We start from the raw sequence: 23,876 nt of genomic DNA, 5'->3' as shown, positions 1-23,876 counted from the left end.
GGAGCCCACCATGAGCATCGTTACCGCAGAGAAGAAGTTCAACTACAAGGCCCGTGACAACGACGGGATCATCCGCCACGGCACAGGTCAGGCGTCGAGCCGCCGCCACATCGTCAGTGAGCTGACCAAGCGCGGCTGGACGCCCCTCGACGTCCGCGAAGGCGGTGCGAGCCTCTTCACCAACTTCGAGATCACGCTGCGCAAGCGCTCCAAGGCAACCTCGCTCGTCGTTGGCATCCGCCAGCTCGCAGCGTGCCTCGAAGCGGGTCTTCCGCTTCCGCGGGCCCTGGAGATCATGGGCGAGAGCGAGGACCAAATCTTCGCCGACGGCGTCCGCGCCGTGGCGCGCGACGTGGAGGCGGGCAACCCGCTCAGTGTGGCCATGCGTCGCCAGCCCAACGCGTTCCCCTCGATGATCCCTGACATGCTCGCTGCTGGTGAGGCTGGCGGATATCTCGCGAAGTCGGCGGGCCAGGTCGCGGACAGCATCGAAGCGGACGACAACCTCCGCAAGAAGGTCAAGAAGGCCCTCAGCTACCCGACGATCGTCATGAGCGTCTCGGCTCTCATCTTCATCTTCATGATGGTCTACATCGTGCCGACGTTCGCCAACCTCTACGAGAGCATGTCCGACGGCAAGGTCCAGCTCCCCGCGCTCACCCGTGCCGTGGTCGCCGTGTCTGACTCGATGATCTGGCTGCTCCCGACCATCGGCATCCTCGGTGTCGCGTTCTTCTTCTGGTACCGCAAGTACGGGAGGACCGAGAAGGTGCGCGAGGTCTGGGACCCCATGAAGCTCAAGATTCCCGTCTTCGGCAAGCTGTTCCACCTCATCTCGCTTTCTCGCTTCACCCGCAACTTCGGCGCACTCCTCAGTTCCGGGGTCCCCATCCAGGAGAGCCTGCGCATGACGGCGGAGATCGTCAACAACATCCGCATGGAGCGCGCCATCCTCGCGGCCCGCGACGAGGTGCTGAAGGGCAAGTCGCTCGTTGAGCCCCTGAAGGACGAGCCGGACCTGTTCCCCAATATGGCCATCCAGTTCATCTACGCGGGCCAGGAGTCGGGCGAGACCCCTCAGATGCTCCAGAAGGCCTCGGCGATCTACGACCGCGACGTCAACACCATCACGGACAACCTCACCGCCCTCATCGAGCCGCTGTTCATCGTCGTCCTGGCGTTCATGGTCGGGACGCTCGCGATCGCCATCTACCTGCCGTACCTCAACATCGGCAACCTGATGGACGCGAGCTGATGACGCGCACTCCTGAGCGGCCCCGACGCGCTCTGAGGCGCCGGGGCCATCTTGTCGACCATGGCTTCTCGTTCATCGAGATCATGGTCTACATGGCACTCCTGGGCATCCTGGCTATCGCCGCGGTGCCCCAGATCGGCAACTACCGCCTCCACCAGGCCGTCGTCACGATGCAGAGTGACGCCCGCGCCTTCGCGAACGTCGCCGACGCCCAGTACACGATCAGCTATGCCTACCCGGCGTCGACTGATACGACGACGAACCCGAACTTCCTCAAGGGCGCCCAAGCGTCCTCTGGCGACGTCGTGAAGTTCGTCAACACCAATTCGGGCACCAGCTACCGGATCATCGTCACGAACCCCACGAAGGCGCCCACGAAGACGGTCGTCTACGACTCGACCCTCAACGGCCTCCAGCCGGTGGCAACCACCTCGAATTAGCCCGCATGCAGGGCATTTCGTGATCAATCTCTGGCAACAACCCGCTATACTAAGGACTACCCGAATCGTGTAGCCCTAGGAGTAGTGCGTGAAGTCGCCAGAATCCGCCGAGCAGCAGCCCGCCGCCGCCGAGCCCGCATTCCTTCACGGAGTGTCGATGGCCACTCGCGCCATGGTGCTCAGCACCGGCCTCCGCGCCCGTGTCGACGAGAGCTTCAACCGAGAGCGCAAGACCGGTTCGGGCGCCCCGCGCCTCTACCGCCCACAGGCGGGTCGCAACGCGCTGGCTGGCAGCTTCAACGACTGATCGACGGCGGAGACGACATGGCACTCACGAGCAAGCTCCTTCGCCCTGACGGGCGTCGACGAGGCGGTGACCGAGGAGACATCCTCATCGAGGTCCTCGTCGTCATCGTGCTGCTCGCGATCACCTTCAGCTCCTTCGGGCAGTCGGCGATTTCCGCCAACGTCTCCCAGCGCACGGCTCAGTACACCGACATCGCCACGCAGTTCGGGCAGGGTGTCATCGAGAAAGCCAAGAGCCTCCAGTGGAAGAGCCTCGGGTTCACCACCGCGACGAGTGACTATCGCGCCGTCGGCCCCGCCGGGCAGCCCACGGTCAACATCACCGACGCTAACGTCGCCCGCGTCCGCGACGACGCGACGGGACGGCAGGTTCCGGCCCTGAAGCCGCTCGACACCGTCAGCGCCGCTGCCGCCGGGCCCGTGAAGAACCTCCAGCTCGTCGTGCGCACCGACGTGACCTGGAAGGCGCTCAGCTCCAGCAACCCCAGCACGCCCTCCAGCGGCCCCATTCCGACGGATGGCTCGGCCTACTACGCCAAGCAGATCACCGTCACCGTCACCTGGACGGACTCGGTGAAGGTGCCGCACTCGATCGTCCTGGGCTCCACCCGCGCTCCCACCGTCAGCGAGGCAGTCCCCGTCGGCATCGCCAACCCCACCGGCCCCGGCAACTACGTCTACCCCACCATCACGGCCGCATCCATGGGGTTCGGTTCCAGCGTGCAGCTCGCATGGAGCGCGTCACCGGCCTACACGACCGTCATCGTCGAGCGTTCGGCGACCAGCACCTTCACCTCCGCGACGACCATCTCCTCCGGCGTCACCGCAGGAACCACCGCCGACAACGGCGGAACCCGCGGGCAGGTCAACTACTACCGAGTCCGGGCTATGACGGCTAACGGGCAGGCCGTCGCCTCCGACCCCGTCGCGGTCTTCCTCCAGCCGACCCTCGCATGGTCGAGCGGCGACCTCACGTGGTCGCCGTCATTCGCCGCGAGCGGATACACCGGCACGCTCCAGATGAGCAGCAGCGAATTCGGGACCTCGGGAGCGACCACAGGGTCCGTCGCCCTCGCAGGCCAGACGAGCGTCCCTGCCGCATCGCTCGCCGGTTACAACTACTTCCAGATCAAGTTCACCGGGCCCGCCGGTGATGCAGGGCTCTCGAACGAGGTCGTCCGCACGACCGTGTCGATCCAGATCACCAAGGTGACCAACGTCGACAACGCCAGCATCACGGTCGCCTTCGACCACTCGGCGGCCAGCGTCGGCGTCTCCAGCCTCATCCTTCAGCTCTGCTACACCGCGGACTGCAATGCTCCCGCGATCACGTCCAGCATCACTGCGGCAAGCGCCACGACCGCCACGCAGTCGATCACGGCACTGGCGACCCCCGGCGTGGTCTACGCACGCGTGGGCTACCAGGACGCCTCGGGCACGAAGACGTTCGGGGACGCGAAGTCGTTCAAGAAGTACAAAGACCCGACCTACACCGCCACCACGACGAACACCGGCAACGTCACGATTACCCTCGGCTCCGGACAGACGATCGGCGACTGGGCGAACACTTCGGCCGCCACTGCCATGCTGACCGTCACTCCCGCCGGGGGAACCGCGGTGAACAAGACGATCACCGCCTTCCCGTCGACCCAGAATGGCGCCGCCGCGAACGGTGTGGCCAACGCGCTCAAGCTGGTCATCACGACGTCCGATGGCACGAAGATCACGGCTACTGGCACCGCCAGCGTGACCCCGACCGCCATGCCCAGCGTCTCCAAGTTCACGGCCCTTACGGGCAGCAGTGGCACGTACACGATCAGCCAGGCCCCGACCACCTGGGCGGGCTCGACTTCCACCTGGGCACTTGCGATCGGTGTCGACGCCAATGACGCCATGACCAACGCCAAGGCCACGACCGCCGCCTCCGTCTCTCTTTCCGGCACTACGACCTCGACGACCTACTCGACCAACGTCGGGGCGCCCTACGTGGTCGTCATCGTCAAGGTCGGCACCACGCTCTACTACGGCCCCGCCAAGAAGTACCGGTGATCCACATGCAGACCCTCTTCCGCCGCCGCGGCGCAAATGATCGCGGATACGCCCTCATCGCCTTCATCGGGCTCATGGTGCTCCTCGCCGCCGCGTCGACCGTGTTCTTCTCGAACGCACAGCGCGCCAACGTCGCGTCGAAGCAGTCGCGCGGATTCGTCGAGTCTGGCCAGGCGCTCGACGCCGCCGTGCAGCAGGCAATCTTCCGCCTGAACACGGACACCGCCCTGAGCGCCTCGCCCGGCACGACCTTCGCTACTTACCCAGCTTCGTCGGCGACGGCCAAGACCGAGACCATCGACAGCTTCGATTCCCGCTCCAAGCAGTCGAGCTTCACCTGGTGGATCGACAACCGCGGCATCCAGTCCGGCGCGGGCGCTGCAACCCTCCATGTGTCGGGCGCCGCCATCACGGCCAACCGGGACGTCGCCATCAAGCTCTACGCCGCTCGGGTCGGTTCCGTTGCGCAGGCGGCGGGAAGCGGGGCCATCAGCTACTCCGCCGCACCACAGACCCTCTGGACGAACGCGGTGACCGGCAAGCAGGTCACCATCACCAAGCCGTCGAGCGTCACCGACGCGACGGCGATCGTCGGATCGGTCGGCATCCTCGGCGGCTCCACGGGAACGTCGTCCTTTTCTGCGCTGACTCCGACCTCCAGCAAGGTGAACCCCACCGAGGGCGTGTACCGCTTCGGAGCCAAGGCGCAGTCCGACACCGGCACCCTCGCCGGATACAACCGGCCCATCGACATCAACACCGCCTTCACGATGGACACCGACTTCGCCGACCAGCAGCTCGCCCAGTGCGGAGCCTCCAGCAACGCGTGGGTCGCATCCGAGCACTCGGGTCGCCTCTACGCAGGCGGCGACCTCGGTTGCTACACCTCGATGAACTTCGACGTGCCAACCACGGTTGTCGGCACCGGAGTCTTCAGTGCCCTCGTCAACGGCGCCATCACTGTCAATGCCACCGTCAGCGTTCCGACTAACGCCCAGCTCGACATCGTCGCCACCGGCACCGCGGGCAACGTCTCAATCGATGCCTCCACGAACCGCGAGGTCGACGCGTACATCTACGCGCCGCAGCGCAACTGCGTGACCACGGCGGTCAACTCGACCGCGGTCCTCATCTACAAGGGCGCGATCGCGTGCTCGACGGTGAATATGACCGCGCAGTTCATCGGCGTAGCCAAGACCGGCGGCCGCATCCCGCTCGAAGACCCCCGGCTCCAGAACGACATCGGCCTCAACGAGGTCGGCGAGAACGCTTACAACACGACGATCTGGTACCTGGGTGACTACTCCCAGACCACCGGCCAGTACGACGAAAGGTAGACCGTGAACCTCCTTCACCGCCTCCGCCGCGACGGAGACAAGGGCGTGTCGCTTGTCACGCTGCTCGTCGGCATGGGCCTGATCGCCCTCATCATGGGCGCAGCCCTGACCTTCTACGTCACACAGAGCAAGTCGGCCGCCACCGGCACCGCGCACCAGAAGGCGCAGTCCAGCCTGGTGACGCTCTCGAACCGAGTCGTACGGGACGTCCAGGTCGCCGCGCCGCTCGTCTACGCGTCGCCGACGGAGATCATCGTCGAGACCGACTCCGCCAGCGGAGCCGTCACCCTCACCCGCTACGCCATCGACGTCGCGGGACACGTCGCCACGCAGCAGGTCATGCCCAACGCCTCCAAGAGCTTCGATCCGGTGGCCAACGCGTCCGCCTGGGACGCGATCTCCAAGACGACCGTGGCATCCAACCTCAACACGGCAACGAACGCGACGACCGGGCTCCCTGCTTCGCAGTTCAGCTACTACCAGTCGAACGGTGGCGCAGTGACCGTCGGCGCCGGAACCGCCGACACTTCAGCCATCACGCGAGTCGGCATCTCGCTCGCGAGCACGGTCGAGAAGACCGCCACCGGCGCCGTGCAGGTCTCGACCTTTGCCGCACTGCGGAACAAGACGCCGAACGGCGACATCGCAACGGCTGTCGCGCCCGCCTGCCCGCCCTTCTCGATCTCGACCCCCGCCGCCGGTTCGAGCCCCGTGCTCACCTGGGGTGGCATCGCAGGCGTCACGGAGTACCACGTGTTCCGCGACGGCGTCGACGTCAAGACCATCGCCGCCAACGGCGGACAGGCCTCCTACTCGTACACCGACACCGTGACGGGCTCCACCGGCAACGCCATCACCTACCGCGTCCTCGCGGCATCGGCCGATGGCACCATGTCGACCGCCTGCCAGAGCGTCGTCTGGTCGCCCCCTGCCGCGACCCCGGTCGTGACCGCCAATGTCTTCCCCGACACGTCGACCACGCCTGCCGAGTGGGACGCCAGCGGCGCCACCCAGCCCTACATGACCCTCTCGTGGGGCAAGGTCGACGGCGCATCGGGCTACACCGTCGAGCGGCGCGAAGTCGACACGACCAACTACCAGCCGCTCACGACGGCCGCGGGAAGCTGGGTCGAGGCGACCAAGATCACGGACATCACCAAGCCGACCTACACCTTCTCCACGCCCGGCTACGGCCGCGCCTATGAGTTCTACGTCGAGGCGACCTCGCGCACCGGCAACTCGCTCGCGAGCAACCACGTGAAGCTTCTGAGCGCACCGGCTGCGCCCACCACGGACACCCCGACCCCGACGGACTACAACGTCAACGCGGTCAACTGGACCGCCTCGCCGACCGCCACTGGCTACGCGGTGTACCGCTACCCGGACGGCGCTACGCCCACCAAGGCTGTCGCCAGCCGCACCCTCAATGGTCCTCGGGTGAACCTGGCTGCCGCGTCGACGTCCCTGCCCCAGGGCGCGACACTCCTAGCGACGGTCGGAGCCGCCGCGCGGACCTACAGCGACACGACGCCGGAGCTGGGCACGAAGTACGCCTACTTCGTCGCCGCAATCAACTCGGGCCCCCGCGATCAGACGGGCGTCAATAAGACCCGCTACTCGGCAACTCCGACCTCCGCTGCAACGGCGGCGCCCCGGACTGACTCCGCTCTTCAGTTCCCGCCCGACCCGCCGACGGCCAGTGCGTCAGGCTCCGAGGCCAACGCTCTCGGCACGAACAAGGTGACCTGGGCATCTTCGAAGAGCGCCACGAGCTACCAGGTACGCAAGTTCTGGCCGGACGCCACCACGCGCCTTCTCGACAAGAACGTCGGCAACACCCTCAGCTTCTCGGACACCGGCAACGCGCGAGGCACGCAGAACGACTACTACGTGCTCGCGCTGAACGCGACCGGAGTGTCACCGAATGCCGTCGGCGTCACGGTCGCCCAGCGGGTCACGGCCACGCAGCTCCCGGATGCCCCCACGTCCACCATCACCGCCGCACCGAGCCTCAGCAGCAACGCCTACAAGGTGGCATGGAACGACACCGGAGATGCTGGCAACCCTTCTTCGTATGCCTTCTGCAACACGTCATCGTGCAAGTACCAGGTGTACAAGTACAACGGCAGCCGTTACGTGGCGTCTGGCTCGGCTAGCTACGCCCTCTCCTACTCATCGTCGGTCGCGGCCTACGGCTCGCAGGATGACGTCTACGTCGTCGCCTGCAACGCTGGCGGCTGCTCGGACAACGGCAGCGTCGCGGAACCCCGCAGCTACCCGGGTCCGTTCAGCACGGGCGGTCAGGACACCGTACGCAGCGCCTGGAGGACGAACTCGTCCAACGACAACAACCACTCGGACGAGGTGGGCGCCACCCTCATGCTGAAGTGGGGCGACTCGGCCGGTGCCGCGGCGTACACGCTGAGTGGGCCGGGTGCGATCTACACGTCGGGCAACAACGGCTACACCGTCTCCCCCGCACTGGGACTCTCTACGACTACTCCGTGCAGGCAACTGCGAACAACGGCCTTTCCCGGACCGTGAGTGCCCAGTATCAGACGCCTCCCGGCACGCCCGGATCGATCAACATCGTCGGGCAGTGTGGCGCCAACAAGTTCCAGGCCCACTACTACGGCGACGCGACGCCTCTCCAGGGCGGCTGGAGTGCAGCGATCGTGCACTCTTACTGGATCGGGAGCGACGGCAACCGTCACGAGGGGAGTGACTACAGCTTCGGCAAGAGCTTCAACAAGATCAGCGACGAGGTCCTCCCCAACGCGCAGGGCGGCATCGGCTACACGATGACGAACCGCATGAACCTGCCCGCGGGCGTTCAGGGGCACACCGACTCGGACACGATCAACGCGGCCTACTTCCTTGAGGCGTACCAGTCCGGCTGCACGGGAGCCACGATCGAGCCCACCCCGCCGCCGTACTACACGGCCGACGGCAACGTCCCGATCTACTACCGCTCCTACTAGGCTCACAGCATCCGAGGAATGGCAACCTGCTACACTAAGGTTGCCATTTCTTTGGTTTGAGGGAGCACATGACCAACCAGCCGCAGCACGCCGATAGGCGCAGTCGCAAACCCGCCATTCTCGTCGCGTCCATCGTCACGGTTCTGTGCCTCGGAACGGGCGCCATCGTCTACAAGGGCGTCACGAGCGCGCCCCCAGTCCAGCATGCCAGCTTCGAGTCGCTCGTTCCCGCGTCGGCAGGCGCTGTTGCTTCGCTGGCCCCGTCGAGCGCATCGTGGAAGCTGCTCGGCTCGATCGACGCACCGCTTGCCCTCGGCGTCTTGGACTACTCGAAGCTCCCCTCGAAACCGTCTGCTCTGGGCGTGAGTGTCTCAAAGGAGTCGGGGACAGCCGGGCGCACCGAGGTGTATCTCGACTTCACGACGACCAAGGCCGCCAGCAGCACCCTTGCGTGGCTCGGCAAGCAGGATGGCGCGGATCAGCGGGCGGTGGCAGTCAGGGCGAAGACCATCCTCGTCACGGACCCAACCGCGGGCGGCGTAAAGGCTACGGATGGCTTCGCCCAGCGGAAGCCGCAGGAATCACCTGAAGTCAAGGCGGACTTCTCGACCCGGCTGCCCGGGTCAAATAGGCTCTGGTTCGATTTCGACCGCCTCAACAGCGTCGTCACCCTCGCGGCGGACTCTGGCCGCAGGTCGATCTTCGAGAAGTTCCAGGCCGACTCCCTTGGCATGTCCAGGGGGACTCGCTGGATCGGCTCCACCTCGAATGTCGATGACGCCTGGAAGGGAAGCTTCACCGCTGGTGGCTACAGCGTCCAGGCCCTGAAGCCCTCCGATGCTGTGGCGAGCCTCGTAGCGACGCAGTCATCGGGCGCTGCTGGCACGACCGACACCACGAAGCGAAATGGCGCCGTGTCGATCGGAAGTGCAGGGATGTCGTCACTGTTGGATGACCTCAGCATCACGTATCGGACCGGCACGAGCCGCATCGACAAAGAGTCCTTCGCGGGACAGGTCGCGGCGGCTTGGCCTACGTTCCTCCCCGCCAAGCCGGAGATCGAAGCGATCATCCCGACCGGCGCTTGGATCGCGACGGGTTCCGGACTGACTGAAGTTGGACAGGGCATCACCACCGTTGCCCTCGCATTCGACGCCGGGAAGCTCTCCGTCGGCCTCGTGCAGAACAGCTCCCCTACAAGCTCGTCGAGGGCGGGTCCCTTCAGAAGCCGACGAACACTGACGGCCCGAAGCTCGCCGACCCGTCGAGCCTCAAGCCCACGCCGACCACTCCTGCGTGGAAGCCCGGCGATCCGAATCCTGTGACATCCGGGGATGCGTCAAAGGGCACTGGGTCGGGCTCAAAAGCGTCGACCACCCCAGGCGTGATCGTGGACCCCGACATGACCACTCCGGACGCTGGCGACAGCCAGGTGCCCGTGACGCCGCCCACGAAGTCGGCAGAGCCTTCCCCGTCTGCGACCTACGACCTCCACAACGGGAAGGGCGCGACCGGTTAGTCCACCGGGCAACGAGAAAGGCCCCGGCGCAAGCCGGGGCCTTTCTCGTTGCCGACGCGCTCTAGGCGGCGGCGCTGCCGACGACGCTGGTCTTGACGGCGGTGTCGAGGCTCAGAAGCTCTTCGAAGCCCTTCCGGGTGGCGGTGTGCGCCTTGTCGAGCATCTTCTCGATGATCTCCTTGCCGCCGCCGGGCTTGGAGCTGACGTCGAACTCGACCGTGCGCCGCTTGCCGTCCTTGTTGACCAGGCCGGGGAATTCGACCTTGATCTTGGTGTCGGCGATGATCTGTTCGCCGCTTGTGGCCAGGGCGACGTCGTCGATGCGGAGTGAAGGAGCGTGAGCCATGGTGGGCCTCTCGTGTCAATTGAAATGCACCGGGGGAGTGCGAGACTTTGCGAGGCTAGGCCCGCCTTCTTAGGGTAGCAGGTTGAAGGCTCGGAATAGGGGGACATGTCCGTATTTGTGAGCCCGCCGTAGGCCCAAATCAAACCCCAGAGGTAGTACGCAGTGACGGGTACCGAGGCCATAAAAAGTTCGCGGAGACTGCCTGTTTTCCCGAGGATAGGTACGGCGAAAAACCCGTTGGGCTGCCACATGCGCCCGAGTGTCATGCGGACGACAGTGCTCGGTGCACTGTTGAGAATCCAGACGAAGAAGGCCGTGAATCCCGGCTTGCGGACGATCCGATTCTTGATCATCGCCTGGAGCCACTTCGGCTGCTTGGGGTAGAGGGGATAGAGGATCGGGCAACCGCCGACGGTGAGCATGTCTCCCAGGATGTGCACCACGACGCCCACAATCATCGCGAGTGGCAGCCATCCCCATTCGGACGGCGCGAAGAGGGTCACCGCGACGGCTCCGACTGCGGCGAGACCCCAGGTGCTGAGCCATCCGCCGCGGGACAGCTTGAGAGCCTTCGTTGCGAAGGCGATGAGCAGCAGGGCAACGAGCCCGCCGCCGATGTTGATCGAGCCGAACTGGCTACTCGGGAACACTGCGAGGTTCGCAAGGGCGGCGACGAGGCCGAAGGCGAGAACGCCGACGATCGAGTGGGTCCCGTGGCGGTGACCGCCCGAGATCGAGCCGATGCCGACGGCCAGCGCCTTCGTGGGGCTGGGGATTGGCCCAAGGCTCGGCAGAGAGTGCGCGATGGTCGCGTTGTGGTGATCTGCGTCGGGCACGAGCGCTGCGCCCGCTGCGACGATGCTGCCGATCAGGATGCCACTGGCAGGCAGGGGCGCCCAGCCGAGCGTGTACGGCGCCGTCGATGTCACCGCTACCCAGGCCGCTGCGCCAGTGAGCGCATGAGAGCCGCCCATCATGAGCGGGCTCGGAACGGGATGCAGGTCTTCTTGCAATTAGCGAATGCCACCCGCTTAGTATAGCATGTTGCTATGATTACTCGGGTTGCGCATCCTTGCGCTCAGGCATGTGGCGGCTCATGTCGCGCTTGAGATTGCTGGAAGCGCGCATCCGAACCCGGGTCGTGGGAGCGGTGATCATGGGTTCGCCCGTCAGGGGGTTTCTGACCGATCGGGGCGCGACCCGCTCGGGCACCAGGGAGCCGAGTGAGGCGAGGCGCACGGGCTCCCCGATCGCCAGGCTCCGTCCGATGGCGTCCTCGATCGCGATGACGACCTCCGTCGCAAGCGTGCGGTTGCCGACGACGGTCGCCGCGGCATCGACGAGTGACTTCCGATTCGCCATGGCGATCGTCCTTTCCAAACGGTTCCACCTCAGGCTACGGCGACTGGCCATCGCGCCAGGGGGACCGTCAGTGTCCGTTTTCAGGAGTGCGTCATGACCTCACCAAAACTCGCGCAGCAGACGAAGTGGGGCCGCATGTACGCGCGCACCCGCGGGGGCCGCGCCTACGTCCCCAGCATCACCACGGTTCTCGACGTCTTCAACCCCGAGATGGGTTGGTGGGATGGGCGATGCGCCGCCGACGAGGCGGTGCGGAATGCCGAAGCCATCGTCGCGGCCCTTGCGACCGCCCGTAGTGACGCAGACCGGGAGCGCATCCTCAAGGGCTTCACCAAGCAGCACTCGGACGCCGCTGAGCGAGATCGGAACATCGCCGCCGACAGAGGCGACTTCGTCCATGACTATGCAGAGCAGTACTTCCTCCACCTCCTCGGTCTGGTCGGTATCGAGGCGGTCGACGAAGCGCGTGAGAACGCGCTTGCCCAGGGGCTCGGGGCCTACCTGGAGCAGTTCCACCGGTTCGTCGCCAAGTTCAATCCGATTCCCGTGGCCCCTGAGGCGACTGTGTGGAACGAGACGGTGGGCTACGCGGGAACCACCGACCTCATCTGCTACATCAACGACGTGCTCTGCATCCTCGACTGGAAGACGAAAAAGAAGGTCCTGGAACGTGACCGATCGAGCGGAGAGATGGTCATCAAGCACGGCTCGCTGAAGCCGCTGGTCGCGCTCCAGCTCTCGGCGGCCGCGCACGGCGAAGAGTTCCACGTCATGAATCCCGATGGCGAGACGGGGGAGTGGAAGCCGTTCGAATTCGACATCCAGGTGGGCATCGCGGTCGGCATCGGCCCAGATGACGTTGCTGTTCGCCCATTCGATATCTGGCACCCCCGCGTCTTCAAGTCGTTCGAGGTCCTGGCCGAGGCATGGAACTGGCGCTGGCTTCAGGATCGCGTCATGGGCCCGGACCTTTTCTCGCCCGAGCAGATCACGGCCGACATGCTCCCTAGCCGCCGCGAGTTGGCTGCGGCTTAGCTCGCAACCTGCTACACTAACGGACAGAGAGAAAAGAACGGGGAACGAACATGGACATGCCGACTGGCAACCAGACCTTCATCGCCTACGCCAAGGCGCCCTCCTCCGAAGTCATGGAGGACGGTTCGGTCCTGGAGGTTCGCCCCCAGATTTACGTGCGCTTCTACAGCGCCATCAAGATCAAGGAGATCGTCGACGGCGGTCGAGGCGGCGAAGGCAAGACCGTCGCCGTGCACTTCGACCCGGAGTCGGTGGGCCTCACCAGCGGTTTCACCGGGTACCTGAACCCGGAAGACCCTGCCGTGCCGTACCTGCGCGGAAAGTGGGAAGCGGGCCAGTCGGTGCAGATCGGCATCGAGAGCATCCGCAAGAAGAAGTCGTCGAAGACGAAGGAGCCGCTTCCGCTCCTCGTCCCGATCAACGCCCTTCGAGGCGCAAACGCCAACGGCAGCGGCGCCGACATGGGAACTTCCGGCGCCAACATCCGCAACGTCATCGCCCTCGTCGACGGCCGTCCCGTCAGCACCACGGAGAGTGACATCTCCGAGTGGGCTCTCCTTGCGAACAACAAGGAGGGCGGCCTCGCCCCGCAGGGATGGAAGCCGCTCGTCGCCGGAGGTGAGAACTGGCACACGCTCGGCGCGATCCAGCGTGATGTCGACGCACCCCAGCACGGCTCCACCGTCGTCGACAACACCGAAATCCTCCAGGCCATCGCCAAGCTCGGCGGCGACCTCCTGGCCGTCCTGGAACGCACCGGCGGCGGCAACCCCGCTGACACCGGAGCCAACATCGGCCGCCGTATTCAGCCTGGCGTGTTCAACGAGGGCAAGCAGTGGGACATGCGCACCAGTGATGGGCGCTTCAACCTCGGCTCCTACCTCGCTGGTCGCTACCGCCTCGCCTTCGCGGATGCCCGCAAGCTCGCGACCACGAGCGGGCACACCGAGATCGACGACGACACCCTGTGGACTGTCGTCGAGGCATTGCTCACCGCCACGGACTACGTCCAGGCGCAGGGCTACGGCCACGACACCCCCATCGACCGCACCGCGCCTTCGTACGCCGAGGCGGCCCAGTGGGTCAAGCTGACCGCCGAAGACATGATCACCGACGGCCAGGCGCTCCCGCTGGACGCAGAACCTCTCACCGAGTGGGCTCAGATCGTCGCCAGCGCCGCTGTCGATCGCTTCATCTCCGTCCGTGAGCGTGCCGGTGCATACCTTCAGGCGCGAGGGGCCAGGCCTGCCCGCCCGAGCGCCCAGGTGCCCAGCGAGCCTGCGCCGAACCCGGCGTTCAGCCCCGTCGTCCTGAAGGGCCTCGCCGACAGCGTCGCCCTCTTCGCGGGGAACGCCAACGCGCTGACCAACCTCGCGACCGGGATCAAAGAAAAGGGCCAGACCGACGTCAAGCTCGCGGTTCGCCGCGTGGACGGGAAGGTCCAGGTCGTCGTCGCCGAGACGCTCCAGGACGCCAACGGCTGGCACCTCGACACGGCTATCAACATCCTCCGCGTTCTGCACACCGAGGCGTCGAATCAGGCTGCCCCGCAGAGCGCTCCGCAGGCCCCAGAGGTCGCAGAGCAGGTGTCGGCCGCCCCGGCGCCCCAGGCTCCCGTGGCCGAGGCTCCCGCCGCGCCGACGCGCAGCAACTCCCCGATCGCGAAGTCCGTCGTCACGCAGCTCGCCGGAGCAGTCGTCATCGACGCCATCGGCCAGGCATTCGAACAGGCCAAACGGAGCAACGTCCTGGACGAGCTGGTCGCGGCGCGTGTCGATGAGGCCGGAGCCGTCAGCTTCGCCCCCTGGGGACCCCGGGGTTCGCCGAAGTGTCGCTTGCTCAGGCGATCGACAAGGTGAAGCAGCACATCGAGGGAACTAGTGCAGCAGCACCTTCTGCCGCGGCACCTGCTGCCCCCGCGGAGATTCTCGCGGCCGAGCCGTCAGCGCCCATCGTCGCCGACGCCTCGCTCGACGACATGGTCGCCCGAGCCCAGAGCGCAACCACCGCAGCGGAACTGAACCAGATCAAGGACGAAGCCTCCGCGGCAGGCGTCCTCCAGGCGCAGGTTCTCGTCGGCGGCACCCACGGTGCATTCGGTCGCTACCTCCACCACCGCATCGGAACCGCGAACGAGACTCCGGCCGCAACCGCCTCGTGAGCATGGATCGGCAGGAGACGGGTGAGTCGGCGACGCGCCGACTGATCCGTCTCCGATCCTGGGGCATCTGCGAACGATGCGGCGTCAAGCCCGCGAGCGAAGCGGCTCACCGTGTCGGGCGCGGCGTCGGCGGGAACTGGGACCCGAGCAATCTGCTCGATCTCTGCCATGACTGCCATGCCGAGAATCACCGGGAGCCCGCTCGGGCCTACCGCGAAGGCTTCCACCTCCAGAGCCATCAAGACCCCCTGATCGAACCAGTGGAGATCGCCCACCGCGGGCTTCGAATCCGGGTGCTTCTGGACAACCTTGGCGGGTGCTCCATCTTCGAATGACGGAGCAACCTGCTACACTAGAAACCTCAGAGAGAATACGAAAAGGAAGAGACTATGGCCGGAGAAACCGTCATCACCGTCGTGGGTAACCTCACGAGTGACCCCGAGCTTCGCTACACCCAGAACGGCCTCGCCGTCGCGAACTTCACCATCGCATCGACGCCGCGCAACTTCGACCGCGCCTCCAACGAGTGGAAGGACGGCGAGGCCCTGTTCCTCCGCGCGTCCGTCTGGCGCGAGTTCGCCGAGCACGTGGCCGCGTCGCTGACGAAGGGCTCCCGCGTCATGGTGCAGGGCCGCCTCAAGCAGCGCTCGTACCAGACCAAGGAGGGCGAGAACCGCACCTCGATGGAGCTGGAAGTCGACGAGATCGGCCCCTCGCTCCGGTACGCCACCGCGCAGGTGACGCGCGCCTCCTCGTCGGGCAACGGCGGCGGCAACGGCGGCGGAAGCTTCGGCGGCGGCCAGCAGGGCGGCGGCCAGCAGGGCAACAACAGCTTCGGCGGCCAGCAGGGCGGCGGCCCGGTCGACGAGCCCTGGGGTCAGCCCGCGGGTGTGGGCGCCAGCGCCCCCGCTGGTGGCGACGTCTGGGGCCAGCCCGCGGGCGGCTACAACGACGAGACGCCGTTCTAAGTCGTCAACTCATGAGCCCTCGGCTGGTCATCCAGCCGGGGGCTCTCCCCGATTGAAAGGCATCACGTGGCAGAGGTCGCGACGAAGCAGGCGGAATCCGATGACGAAGAGCTGCCGATCACGCGCGTGCTGAACGCGGCCACGCGGATGCTCGCGCGGCTCGTACGCGTCCTGGTGATCCCAGCCATCCTGGTCACCATCGCCCTCACCCTCGCGAACGCAGGGTCGCGTGAGGCAGTGGGGGCATTCCTCGTGGCGCATCTCGGCTTCGTCTTCTGGGGCATCCTCCTGCTCGGCTTCGCCGTCTGGCGGGCCTGGGAAGCCAAGCAGCGCCACAAGGTCATCTTTGCGCCGCGCACCACCAAGCGATCGACCGAGAAGCCGCTGATGCGGTCCATGGGCAAGGCATTCTCCGACTCCGTCGACATCCTCCTGTTTCGTGACGAGAAGCCATGGCGAGTCGCGTACCTTCTCATCACGGCAGGCGCCGCTGCGCTGGCGACCGTCAACGCTTGGGGCCCGAAGGACTGGCCTTTCGCGCTGGCCAGCGGCGATCAGGACGCCACACCCGGCCCCGCGATCCTGTCCATGGTCGGGCCGCTCGTTTGGTTCATCGTCGTCCTCACGCGCCTCAATAAAATCTTCGGGCAGCGATCGGCCGTCATCGAAGGCATCCACGGCGTCGCGAAGTCGACCCTGAAGTACCCCAAGCCGGGTGCGCGCATGAGCCCGGAAGATCGACGCCTTTCGGCGGCCTACACCGCTGTCGAGGTGAAGGAGTGGGAGACGCTGACCATGCCGCGGCGCTTCTTCGTTCTGGCGCCGACGACTCTCACGGTCACTGATGGCAAGTCGTGGTCGGAGTTCGAGGCCAACCTCGGCGCGCGGGTGCCCCACCCGGAGGGGTGGCACGTCGAGCGGGAGCGCAACGGCCGCGGTGCGCTCATTGCGCCCGCGCAGTACCCCCTCGGCGTTCTCTGGGACGGCGAGCAGGACCCCGACCCCCTGACCTTCCTCCTCGGCGCCAATCTCGACGATGCCGAGACGCCCCTCTCGATCACGTTCGGCGAGGTCAGCCCTCATGCGCTGGTCACGGGCGGTACCGGCTCCGGTAAGACCTCGCTGGCCGAGGCGATCATGGCGCAGGCGGCGACCAAGCCGATGCCCTGGGATCAGACCCTCTTCGCGATCTGCCACGTCATCGACCCCAAGGGGCCGTTCGCCAACCGCTGGTTCGGCCGCCCCAACATGGATGTCACGAACGGCACGCGGGACATCGAGATCGAGGGCGAAACGAACTCGGGCGTCGTGGCGATGGCCTTCCACATGGAGCGCGTCTTCGCCGACATGAACGCCCGCCAGGCGATCCTCGACCAGTACGCCAACCTGGGCACCTGGATTCACCTTCCCGACTCGGAGAAGGTCGCGAACCGCATGACGCCGGTCTACATCGTCATGGATGAGTTCCTCGACCACACTGGCAAGGACCCGGGAACGAGCGAGGCAGTCCTGAAGGACAACGCCGCTCGTGAGCGGCTGATGTACATCACCGGCCTCATCGCCCGAAAGGGGCGATCGCTCGGCTTCCATCTCATCCTGATCGCCCAGGACGCGAAGATGACCGACATCGGAAGCTCGCTCATCCGACAGCTCGCGGCCCGCGCCGTCATGGGCAACATGGACATCCACGCCAACGCCCGGATGTTCGGAAACGACGTCACGATCCCCCTGCTCCCGCTTCGCGCATCGTCAACGGCAAAGAGAAGACGATCCCTGGTCGCACGCGGCTCATGAACGCTCCCGGGCAGACCATCCACAGAGCGCAGGTCTACTGGTTCGGAGGCTCTGACAACAGCCAGACGCTCGACAAGCACCTGCCGCGATCTGTTGACGAGGCGGTCGAGTCGGAGGCGGCCTCCATCACCGAGAACGAGGTGCTCGCCGAGGAACTCGTCGACGCCAACGACAACGGCATCCCCGATGCTTGGGAGGTGGCAGGCGCCGCTCTCGAAGCCCAGAACGCCGCTGCGGACAAGGAGCCGCATCGCCAGGCGTTTCAGCAGGCATGGGCGGAGCCTGGCGAGGCGTCCGGGGATGAGTCGGTATCGCCGCAGCCTCAGGCGGATCGCGCACCGGTCGGCGCACAGGCCGCGCCTCCCGGGTTCCCCGCCACGGCGCCGAACGTCTTCGACGACGACGCCTTCGACGTTGGATTCAGTCTCGCGGACCTCGACGAGATTGCGGCCGAGGCTGCGGAGCCCGCGGAAGACGTCGAACCCGCGTCGCCTAGCGAGCCTCAGGGCGCCGCGCCCGCGACAACATCATGGATGCCGCAACGACGCCCGCGCACCCCCGCGCCGTCGGCCCCGCCCGCCAACCCGGCGGCAGCAGAGCCAGTCATCGACCCCACCGACGACCCCACGGACGCTCTGCCGCTCGACCCCTTCGAGGATCGAGACGAATCCGTCGTGCGAGTAGTTGGCCCGAGCCCGGCCGCGCCCTACAAGCCCCTCGCCGCGAGCGAGAGCGACGTGGTCGACCCGAGCGAATTCATGGGCGGTCGAGCATGACCATCACCCCGCCGAAGGTCCGCTCCGGCGTCTCCAAGGCCAACCGCACGGCCGACATCCAGAACAAGGCCGCGCGGCCTCACTTCGTGCCCTCTCGGCGCATCGAGCACTGGCCCATGCGAACAGACCTGGTGGACCCTGTTGTCGCCTTCGGCGTCTTCGGCGACCCCTCCCCGGAGGGCTCCCATGACCCCATGCGGAACGGCACGACGGGCAAGCTCTACGTGAAGCATTCCTCGGAGGGTTATCACCCATGGCGTGACGCGATCGCGCGAGCGTCACACCAGGTGACGAGGACGACGGGATGGTCTGCCATCAACGAGCCCGTCGTCGTCGGCGTCACTCTCAGCATGCCCCACAGCGCGGCCTCGAAGAAGCGCGGCGACACATTCCACGTCACCACGCCAGACCTCGACAAGCTGCTTCGCGCCGTCGTAGATGGCCTCAGCCCGAAGCCGGTCAAGGCCGCCGACTTCAAACACATGCCGACCGCGGTCGCCAAGCGCGCGCGCCAGCAGGTCATGGAGCAGCATCGAAAACTCAGCGTCCTGCATGACGACGATCTGATCGTCGGCTTCTCGCACGTCGTCAAGGTCTACGAGGGCGAGATGCCGGACGCTCTTAGCTCACCCGGTGCGCTCATCGAACTGTGGAGAGCGAGAGACCTGTTGGACCCGATCGGGCGCGGGGCCCTGGCCCGTGTCACCGCCCTCGATGCGATGGGCATGTGCGAGCCGGACGCCGGATGGCCAGCCGTCTTGGCGGAAGCAGCGGCGGCCAGAACGCCCCCTGAGGGGCCTGTCGTCATCGGCGCCACCATGGACCACCGATCAGCCCTCATCGTGGCATCGGCGATGCTGCTCGGCGGACCCAGCACCCCGCTCGCCCTCGCCACGGCAGCATGAGCCCGGAGACCTCGGTCATGATCACGGGCCACCGCAACCTGCCCGGGGAGTCGTGGTCTTGGGTGGCGCAGGAGATGGATCGCTGCCTGGGGAAGCTCCACGCCCTGCGTGGGGAACTCGCAGCCATCCAGGGCCTGGCGCTCGGCGCGGACATGCTCTTTGGCGAGACCGCCCTTCGACTTGGCTTCCCCGTCGACTCATACGTTCCGTTTCCCGGCCAGGCATCCAAGTGGCCCGCGCACGAGCAGCGACGACGCGACGCCCTCATGGCAGCTTCGCGCAAGATCGTCCACGTCGTGGCGGAGCCCATCACCGAACGGCATCTCGTCGTCCGAGCCCTCCATGCGCGCAATGACGCCATGATCCGAGACTCGCAGATCGTAATCGCTGTACTCGACGAGCGCACATCGGGAGGCACTCACGGTGCCGTGAAGAAGGCTCTCGCCAGGGACCGAGAGGTCCTTCGGATCAATCCCACCGAGCACACGACCGCATGGATTCGGAGCATCCGATGACCATCTCGAAGCTGATCGTCACGCGCTGGTCGAAGGGCGCGCTTGATCGGGTGTACGTGAGAACGGGGAGAGGTGCCAGCGTGGGCTACCTCGACCTGAAGACCTCGCGCTCCGTCATTCAACGGCCAGATTTGCGCGACGGATTCGAGCGAGCCATCCAGACGTGGTTGGAGCGCCACGGGGCCGTGGTGCAGGTCTCCAAGCCTGATGCGTCGATCGCCACGACTGCGGCGGGGGCAGCCGTGCGGGAGCGCGAGGCGGAGATGAACGAGCGGCACGATCTGCTCAAGTTCGCGGACAACCTCGTCGGTCAGGATCGAGCCGCGTCGTGGCGCTTGGGCGCAGAGGGGAGGAGGCCATGGCGAAGGCCCTCGAAGCCCTCCCGCCGAGTTGGCTGGTTCTCCACTCGCTTCCGATCGGCTCTCAGGGCGCCGACATCGACCATCTGGTCGTCGGCCCGCGCGGCGTCTTCTCGATCAACGCGAAGAATCACGGCCAGAAACCGATTCGGATCAAGGAGAACGACGTCACCGTCGGCGGCTCTCGCGTGCACCATGCGCGCAATTCGCGCTTCGAGGCGTCGCGGGTGGGAACCATCCTGAGCCAGGCCTGCGGATTCGAGATCAAGGCCCGTGGGATCGTCGCTTTCACAAGCAGCGGAGTCATCACCGATCTGGGCCAGCCAGTCGACGGGAAGGTGCGTCTCATGGCCATAGCCGACGTCGTCCCCTGGCTGCTGGCACAGCCTGCCGAGCTGCCTCCGCGGTGGCTGGCGGCCGTCCAAGACACAGCGCGACACGCCCGGACTTGGGAAACGTCACGACCCGTTGACGTGGCTTGAAAACAACGTGCTATAGTAACGATCAAGAACGGGGCAAGGTTTACGTTTTGATCTTCGGGTCGAGGCTGTAGGCTGATCCTCATCTTCCAGGCGGGCACCAAGTCCTCCTGGTTCGTTTCTCCCCACTAGTAAGGGACCTCCCGATGTTCGGCAAGCAGCTCACCATTGACACGCAGGTGTCTTCGGCGACCGCTGCCCAGCGCAACTGGAAGCCGAATTTTTCCCACCTGTCGCAGGACGGGTATGGAAATCAGGTGGCCTCTACCTAGAAATCTCTTTCTCTCTCTCGTGAGATGGCCACCACCCTTCGGGGCGGTGGCCATTTCTCATTCCGGGGAGTCATAGGGACGTAGCTCAAATGGATAGAGCACTGGTCTCCAAAACCAGCGGTTCTCGGTTCAAGTCCGAGCGTCTCTGCGAACGGCTCATGCCGTCCAGCGCCCGCACCACGTGGGCCATGCAAAAGCACATTGAGAACTCCACAGTGGATGAAGAAAACCGTCGAGGTGGCGCGTTACTGCGCCCTGCCAACCTCGACGATTCCACCGCCCCTGGGTGCCTCGGTACCCAGGGGCACGCGGCGAGATCGCGTAGTCCGGCCGATCGCACCTGACTGTAAATCAGGCACTTCCAACACGCAGGTTCAAATCCTGCTCTCGCCACGCAATTCGCAACCTGCTACACTAAGGATTGCGAATGGATGAAGCCTTGTTCCGGGGCATTCGAGTCAACGCAGTGGTGGCGAAATACTCACTAGGCTGCGAAAGAGTGACTGGGTGAAAGTGGGCCACCGACCTCCGCACCTGTAGCGGCACATCTGCTCTACCCCCGGAACGAGGAATTCGCGAACGCGCCCGACTGGCGGAATGGCAGACGCGCTGTGCTCAGGCCACAGTGTCGCAAGACGTGGGGGTTCGAGCCCCTCGTCGGGTACCGAACGAGAACTGCGGCTGGGTAGCTCAGATGGACAGAGCGCTCGTCTGAAACGCGAGAGGCCACCGGGTCGGTTCCGGTCCCAGCCACATGCCCGCGCGAGCCTGTCGCGCATCATGCCTCTCTAGCTCAATTGGCAGAGCATCCGGCTCTTAACCGGAGGGTTCTCGGTTCAAGTCCGAGGAGGGGCACTCTGGGATAGAAGCTCATGTGGACGAGCAACGCACTTCCAATGCGTAGGCAGCCGGTCCGAGGCCGGTCTATCCCTCTCCCGACGCAGCTCTGCTCGTCGGCCGGGTCCTTCACCCCCGGACAGGCCTTCTGGCCGAAGTATGGACGGCTGCTGCCTGCCGTGAATGGCGGCAAGTCCCGGGCCCACCTCGTGATCGGTGGGCCCGGATGCGCGCTCGTGGCCCAACGGATAAGGCTTCCGACTACGGATCGGACGAGTGGGGGTTCGAGTCCCTCCGAGCGCACTCGGCAACAGATCACGGTCATGTAGCTCAGATGGTTAGAGCGCCGCCCTGATAAGGCGGAAGTCGCTGGTTCAATTCCAGCCATGGCCACTGCTACTTCGGTAGCTATTCCTCGCTAGCTCAATAGGCAGAGCACCCGGCTGTTAACCGGGCGGTTTCTGGTTCGATCCCAGAGCGGGGAGCCGTGGTGGCTGTAGCTCAGTTGGTAGAGCACCTGGTCGTGAACCAGGCGGCCGCGGGATCAAAGCCCGTCAGCCACCCCATGGCCCTGTAGCTCAGATGGTTAGAGCGCTGCCCTGTCGAGGCAGAAGTCGTCGGTTCAAGTCCGATCAGGGTCGCTATCCGGATGTAGCTCAGTTTGGCCAGAGCGCTCGGTTCGGGACCGAGGGGCCGCAGTTTCAAATACTGCCATCCGGACTCTCCTTCGCAACCTGCTACACTAAGAGAAGCAGCGGACCTACCCGCTCGTTCCGAGTCGATCGACCCCCGCGTGGTTGCCGACATCGAGGACAAGGTTCTCCGAATCGTAGACGCAGACCCCCATCACGAGCACTTGGCGATGGACGCGGGACAGCGCCAGGAAGTGAACATGATGACCACCGATCGCGCACTCAAGCAGGATGTCCGCGCACGCATGGCCAAGGCGGGCGAGTCGTACTCGACTGCATCACGCTGGATCGAGGAGTCGAAGGGCTTCCCACGATTCATCGCCGCTCGGCCTCAGAGCAACGGCGGACGACGGTTCCACGCACTTCGTCTTCCCGCGCCGACGCAAGAGAACCGCATCATCTTCTGGGGCCGTTCTCTCTGTGGCCTTCGCGCCCAGGACTCCATGGGCGGCGGCGGCTGGCGGGGCCTCATTCCCGCCGACCTCCCCGAAGGCATCGAGACAATCCCGAACGTCAACGGCTTCCACGACTACATCGCCTTCGACCCCGACGTTGAGATGCCGAAGGGGAGGCTTGCCCGGCGTGTGCACACGTGCTCCGCGAGCAGTTCCTGCCGGACGACGTCAGGGAAAAGCAGTGCGCAACCTGCGGCCAGATCAAGCCCGTGAACAAGTTCCGGGTCAACAAGGCCGGATCGGATGGCCACGCCAAGACCTGCGAGCAGTGCCGTCGCGACGCAGTGGCCGCCATCAAGCAGCGCGAGGAGGACGAGCATCTCGCCGCACGCCTGAAGCAGGCAACCGAGAAGGCCCTCGCTTGGGTCGATGCGGCGACTGCTTACCAGAGCGACTCGGCCATGGCTGCGATTCGCTGCGAGGCGGGGCACGTGCTGACTGCTATCGCGACGCCTTCGCCGCACGAGCTGGGCCTGCGCTGGAGATGCTCCTGCGGTGAGGCAAGCCTGACGGCCACCCATCGCCAAGCCATCTCGGCACACAATGACCTCGTCCGCCTCCGTGAGACGTCGGCCGATGCCGTCGTGATGGCCTGAGAGTTCCTAGGTCGCGATTCGCCTCGTGAAATCGGAACGTTCGGAGCCTGCGGGGCGTCGTGTCACTTCCATACGCTGGCGGCATGAGCGACTGGGATGATCTCCGCAACCGAGACCAGCAGATGTACGTTCGCTACGCCCCTCGGCCAGCGACGAACCGAATGGCCATCGCGTCTCTCGTGCTGGGGATCGTCGGCACCCTTCTCGCACTGATCCCCTTTTTGGGGCTCATTCTTTGCTGGCCGCCAGCCATCCTGGCGATCGTCTTCGGCTTCATCGCCCTCGGGACGTCGCGTGTGACGGGACTCCGACGAGTCGAATCGATCGTCGGCATCGTCTGCGGCTTCTTGCCCATCCCCATTTTCATAGTCGGCGCGCTCCTGCTTGCCGCCTTCGCCTCGGCGCAGACAACGGGCATGACGGGCTGACCCGCACTC

The 23,876-nt window shown here is 65.6% G+C and carries 24 protein-coding genes, 12 tRNA genes and 1 pseudogene; 34 read left to right on the top strand and 3 right to left on the bottom strand.

What is annotated here, in order from left to right; all coding sequences use genetic code 11:
- The first annotated feature begins 10 nt into the window (after positions 1-10).
- The 8 genes from QUE79_RS22785 (at position 11) to QUE79_RS22750 (ending at position 9,693) form a co-directional block, all read left to right on the top strand.
- On the top strand, positions 11-1,255 hold the full coding sequence (locus QUE79_RS22785; RefSeq protein ID WP_286347337.1) for a type II secretion system F family protein: 1,245 nt from the start codon (positions 11-13) through the stop codon (positions 1,253-1,255).
- On the top strand, positions 1,255-1,695 hold the full coding sequence (locus QUE79_RS22780; protein WP_286347336.1) for a type II secretion system protein: 441 nt from the start codon (positions 1,255-1,257) through the stop codon (positions 1,693-1,695). The genes QUE79_RS22785 and QUE79_RS22780 overlap by 1 nt, the downstream gene beginning before the upstream one ends.
- Before the next feature lie 88 nt (positions 1,696-1,783).
- A complete protein-coding gene (locus QUE79_RS22775; RefSeq protein ID WP_286347335.1) occupies positions 1,784-2,002 on the top strand; it encodes a hypothetical protein in 219 nt (72 codons plus the stop codon).
- A gap of 17 nt (positions 2,003-2,019) precedes the next feature.
- Positions 2,020-4,050 (top strand): type IV pilus modification PilV family protein, encoded by a 2,031-nt coding sequence (locus tag QUE79_RS22770; protein WP_286347334.1) that lies wholly within the window; start codon positions 2,020-2,022, stop codon positions 4,048-4,050.
- On the top strand, positions 4,047-5,387 hold the full coding sequence (locus tag QUE79_RS22765; protein WP_286347333.1) for a hypothetical protein: 1,341 nt from the start codon (positions 4,047-4,049) through the stop codon (positions 5,385-5,387). Before QUE79_RS22770 ends, QUE79_RS22765 begins: the two co-directional genes overlap by 4 nt.
- A gap of 3 nt (positions 5,388-5,390) precedes the next feature.
- The gene (locus QUE79_RS22760) at positions 5,391-7,931 is read left to right on the top strand and encodes a hypothetical protein (protein ID WP_286347332.1); all 2,541 of its coding nucleotides are present in this window, start codon (positions 5,391-5,393) and stop codon (positions 7,929-7,931) included.
- Positions 7,928-8,368 carry a hypothetical protein gene (locus QUE79_RS22755; protein ID WP_286347331.1) on the top strand — a complete coding sequence of 147 codons (441 nt, stop codon included), beginning with the start codon at positions 7,928-7,930 and terminating at the stop codon, positions 8,366-8,368. Before QUE79_RS22760 ends, QUE79_RS22755 begins: the two co-directional genes overlap by 4 nt.
- 68 nt (positions 8,369-8,436) lie before the next feature.
- Entirely contained in the window at positions 8,437-9,693 is a 1,257-nt protein-coding gene (locus tag QUE79_RS22750; RefSeq protein ID WP_286347330.1) for a hypothetical protein, read from the top strand.
- Positions 9,694-9,948: 255 nt separating this feature from the next.
- On the opposite strand, the gene QUE79_RS22745 is transcribed toward QUE79_RS22750, so the two are convergent.
- The 3 genes and pseudogenes from QUE79_RS22745 to QUE79_RS22740 all read right to left on the bottom strand — a co-directional run bounded on the left by QUE79_RS22745 (position 9,949) and on the right by QUE79_RS22740 (position 11,595).
- Positions 9,949-10,233: a hypothetical protein gene (locus QUE79_RS22745; RefSeq protein ID WP_286347329.1), complete on the bottom strand. Its 285-nt coding sequence runs from the start codon at positions 10,231-10,233 to the stop codon at positions 9,949-9,951.
- Between the two features lie 320 nt (positions 10,234-10,553).
- Positions 10,554-11,207: pseudogene (locus QUE79_RS25980) on the bottom strand (metal-dependent hydrolase); the annotation flags it as partial.
- A gap of 79 nt (positions 11,208-11,286) precedes the next feature.
- On the bottom strand, positions 11,287-11,595 hold the full coding sequence (locus QUE79_RS22740; protein WP_286347328.1) for an HU family DNA-binding protein: 309 nt from the start codon (positions 11,593-11,595) through the stop codon (positions 11,287-11,289).
- 93 nt (positions 11,596-11,688) lie between these two features.
- Between QUE79_RS22740 and QUE79_RS22735 the strand changes: the two genes are divergently transcribed.
- The 26 genes from QUE79_RS22735 to QUE79_RS22610 all read left to right on the top strand — a co-directional run bounded on the left by QUE79_RS22735 (position 11,689) and on the right by QUE79_RS22610 (position 23,867).
- A complete protein-coding gene (locus QUE79_RS22735) occupies positions 11,689-12,630 on the top strand; it encodes a hypothetical protein (protein WP_286347327.1) in 942 nt (313 codons plus the stop codon).
- A gap of 50 nt (positions 12,631-12,680) precedes the next feature.
- A complete protein-coding gene (locus tag QUE79_RS22730; RefSeq protein WP_286347326.1) occupies positions 12,681-14,489 on the top strand; it encodes a hypothetical protein in 1,809 nt (602 codons plus the stop codon).
- Positions 14,486-14,791: a hypothetical protein gene (locus QUE79_RS22725; RefSeq protein WP_286347325.1), complete on the top strand. Its 306-nt coding sequence runs from the start codon at positions 14,486-14,488 to the stop codon at positions 14,789-14,791. Before QUE79_RS22730 ends, QUE79_RS22725 begins: the two co-directional genes overlap by 4 nt.
- Positions 14,792-14,793: 2 nt before the next feature.
- Positions 14,794-15,126, top strand: coding sequence for an HNH endonuclease (locus QUE79_RS22720; protein WP_286347324.1), 333 nt, complete (start codon positions 14,794-14,796; stop codon positions 15,124-15,126).
- A gap of 54 nt (positions 15,127-15,180) precedes the next feature.
- Positions 15,181-15,759 carry a single-stranded DNA-binding protein gene (locus tag QUE79_RS22715; RefSeq protein WP_286347323.1) on the top strand — a complete coding sequence of 193 codons (579 nt, stop codon included), beginning with the start codon at positions 15,181-15,183 and terminating at the stop codon, positions 15,757-15,759.
- Positions 15,760-15,825: 66 nt separating this feature from the next.
- Positions 15,826-17,553, top strand: coding sequence for an FtsK/SpoIIIE domain-containing protein (locus QUE79_RS22710; protein WP_286347322.1), 1,728 nt, complete (start codon positions 15,826-15,828; stop codon positions 17,551-17,553).
- Positions 17,550-18,329 (top strand): hypothetical protein, encoded by a 780-nt coding sequence (locus tag QUE79_RS22705; protein ID WP_286347321.1) that lies wholly within the window; start codon positions 17,550-17,552, stop codon positions 18,327-18,329. The genes QUE79_RS22710 and QUE79_RS22705 overlap by 4 nt, the downstream gene beginning before the upstream one ends.
- The gene (locus QUE79_RS22700; protein ID WP_286347320.1) at positions 18,326-19,234 is read left to right on the top strand and encodes a RusA family crossover junction endodeoxyribonuclease; all 909 of its coding nucleotides are present in this window, start codon (positions 18,326-18,328) and stop codon (positions 19,232-19,234) included. The genes QUE79_RS22705 and QUE79_RS22700 overlap by 4 nt, the downstream gene beginning before the upstream one ends.
- The gene (locus QUE79_RS22695; RefSeq protein WP_286347319.1) at positions 19,231-19,749 is read left to right on the top strand and encodes an LOG family protein; all 519 of its coding nucleotides are present in this window, start codon (positions 19,231-19,233) and stop codon (positions 19,747-19,749) included. Before QUE79_RS22700 ends, QUE79_RS22695 begins: the two co-directional genes overlap by 4 nt.
- A gap of 328 nt (positions 19,750-20,077) precedes the next feature.
- Positions 20,078-20,590, top strand: coding sequence for a nuclease-related domain-containing protein (locus tag QUE79_RS22690; protein WP_286347318.1), 513 nt, complete (start codon positions 20,078-20,080; stop codon positions 20,588-20,590).
- Between the two features lie 143 nt (positions 20,591-20,733).
- Positions 20,734-20,859, top strand: a complete 126-nt coding sequence (locus QUE79_RS22685) for a hypothetical protein (protein WP_286347317.1) — start codon at positions 20,734-20,736, stop codon at positions 20,857-20,859.
- Positions 20,860-20,933: 74 nt separating this feature from the next.
- Positions 20,934-21,007: transfer RNA gene (locus QUE79_RS22680), tRNA-Trp, on the top strand.
- Positions 21,008-21,169: 162 nt separating this feature from the next.
- A tRNA-Tyr gene (locus QUE79_RS22675) sits at positions 21,170-21,252 on the top strand.
- Between the two features lie 190 nt (positions 21,253-21,442).
- Positions 21,443-21,523, top strand: a tRNA-Leu gene (locus tag QUE79_RS22670).
- Between the two features lie 15 nt (positions 21,524-21,538).
- Positions 21,539-21,612: transfer RNA gene (locus tag QUE79_RS22665), tRNA-Phe, on the top strand.
- Between the two features lie 29 nt (positions 21,613-21,641).
- Positions 21,642-21,714 (top strand) — tRNA-Lys (locus QUE79_RS22660).
- Positions 21,715-21,718: 4 nt separating this feature from the next.
- Positions 21,719-21,791, top strand: a tRNA-Gly gene (locus QUE79_RS22655).
- Positions 21,792-21,926: 135 nt separating this feature from the next.
- A tRNA-Arg gene (locus tag QUE79_RS22650) sits at positions 21,927-21,999 on the top strand.
- A gap of 16 nt (positions 22,000-22,015) precedes the next feature.
- Positions 22,016-22,089 (top strand) — tRNA-Ile (locus QUE79_RS22645).
- A gap of 19 nt (positions 22,090-22,108) precedes the next feature.
- A tRNA-Asn gene (locus QUE79_RS22640) sits at positions 22,109-22,181 on the top strand.
- 5 nt (positions 22,182-22,186) lie between these two features.
- Positions 22,187-22,262, top strand: a tRNA-His gene (locus tag QUE79_RS22635).
- 1 nt (position 22,263) lies between these two features.
- Positions 22,264-22,337, top strand: a tRNA-Asp gene (locus QUE79_RS22630).
- A 4-nt stretch (positions 22,338-22,341) separates the two neighbouring features.
- Positions 22,342-22,416, top strand: a tRNA-Pro gene (locus tag QUE79_RS22625).
- A 73-nt stretch (positions 22,417-22,489) separates the two neighbouring features.
- The gene (locus QUE79_RS22620; RefSeq protein ID WP_286347316.1) at positions 22,490-23,056 is read left to right on the top strand and encodes a hypothetical protein; all 567 of its coding nucleotides are present in this window, start codon (positions 22,490-22,492) and stop codon (positions 23,054-23,056) included.
- The gene (locus tag QUE79_RS22615) at positions 22,981-23,439 is read left to right on the top strand and encodes a hypothetical protein (protein ID WP_286347315.1); all 459 of its coding nucleotides are present in this window, start codon (positions 22,981-22,983) and stop codon (positions 23,437-23,439) included. Before QUE79_RS22620 ends, QUE79_RS22615 begins: the two co-directional genes overlap by 76 nt.
- Before the next feature lie 83 nt (positions 23,440-23,522).
- Positions 23,523-23,867, top strand: a complete 345-nt coding sequence (locus QUE79_RS22610) for a DUF4190 domain-containing protein (protein ID WP_286347314.1) — start codon at positions 23,523-23,525, stop codon at positions 23,865-23,867.
- Positions 23,868-23,876 lie beyond the last annotated feature (9 nt).

It is taken from the genome of Frondihabitans sucicola, assembly GCF_030296615.1.
In the GTDB taxonomy this organism is placed as follows: domain Bacteria; phylum Actinomycetota; class Actinomycetes; order Actinomycetales; family Microbacteriaceae; genus Frondihabitans; species Frondihabitans sucicola.
The sequence above is the reverse complement of the archived record's forward strand: the minus strand, read 5'-3'. Positions and strand labels throughout refer to the sequence as shown.

What these genes read in the sequence shown, in the direction of transcription:
- QUE79_RS22785 (WP_286347337.1), top strand. Translation starts at nt 11, where the DNA reads ATGAGCATCGTTACCGCAGAGAAGAAGTTCAACTACAAGGCCCGTGAC.
- QUE79_RS22780 (WP_286347336.1), top strand. Translation starts at nt 1,255, where the DNA reads ATGACGCGCACTCCTGAGCGGCCCCGACGCGCTCTGAGGCGCCGGGGC.
- QUE79_RS22770 (WP_286347334.1), top strand. Translation starts at nt 2,020, where the DNA reads ATGGCACTCACGAGCAAGCTCCTTCGCCCTGACGGGCGTCGACGAGGC.
- QUE79_RS22750 (WP_286347330.1), top strand. Translation starts at nt 8,437, where the DNA reads ATGACCAACCAGCCGCAGCACGCCGATAGGCGCAGTCGCAAACCCGCC.
- QUE79_RS22745 (WP_286347329.1), bottom strand. Translation starts at nt 10,233, where the DNA reads ATGGCTCACGCTCCTTCACTCCGCATCGACGACGTCGCCCTGGCCACA.
- QUE79_RS22740 (WP_286347328.1), bottom strand. Translation starts at nt 11,595, where the DNA reads ATGGCGAATCGGAAGTCACTCGTCGATGCCGCGGCGACCGTCGTCGGC.
- QUE79_RS22735 (WP_286347327.1), top strand. Translation starts at nt 11,689, where the DNA reads ATGACCTCACCAAAACTCGCGCAGCAGACGAAGTGGGGCCGCATGTAC.
- QUE79_RS22730 (WP_286347326.1), top strand. Translation starts at nt 12,681, where the DNA reads ATGGACATGCCGACTGGCAACCAGACCTTCATCGCCTACGCCAAGGCG.
- QUE79_RS22720 (WP_286347324.1), top strand. Translation starts at nt 14,794, where the DNA reads ATGGATCGGCAGGAGACGGGTGAGTCGGCGACGCGCCGACTGATCCGT.
- QUE79_RS22715 (WP_286347323.1), top strand. Translation starts at nt 15,181, where the DNA reads ATGGCCGGAGAAACCGTCATCACCGTCGTGGGTAACCTCACGAGTGAC.
- QUE79_RS22705 (WP_286347321.1), top strand. Translation starts at nt 17,550, where the DNA reads ATGAACGCTCCCGGGCAGACCATCCACAGAGCGCAGGTCTACTGGTTC.
- QUE79_RS22700 (WP_286347320.1), top strand. Translation starts at nt 18,326, where the DNA reads ATGACCATCACCCCGCCGAAGGTCCGCTCCGGCGTCTCCAAGGCCAAC.
- QUE79_RS22695 (WP_286347319.1), top strand. Translation starts at nt 19,231, where the DNA reads ATGAGCCCGGAGACCTCGGTCATGATCACGGGCCACCGCAACCTGCCC.
- QUE79_RS22685 (WP_286347317.1), top strand. Translation starts at nt 20,734, where the DNA reads ATGTTCGGCAAGCAGCTCACCATTGACACGCAGGTGTCTTCGGCGACC.
- QUE79_RS22610 (WP_286347314.1), top strand. Translation starts at nt 23,523, where the DNA reads ATGAGCGACTGGGATGATCTCCGCAACCGAGACCAGCAGATGTACGTT.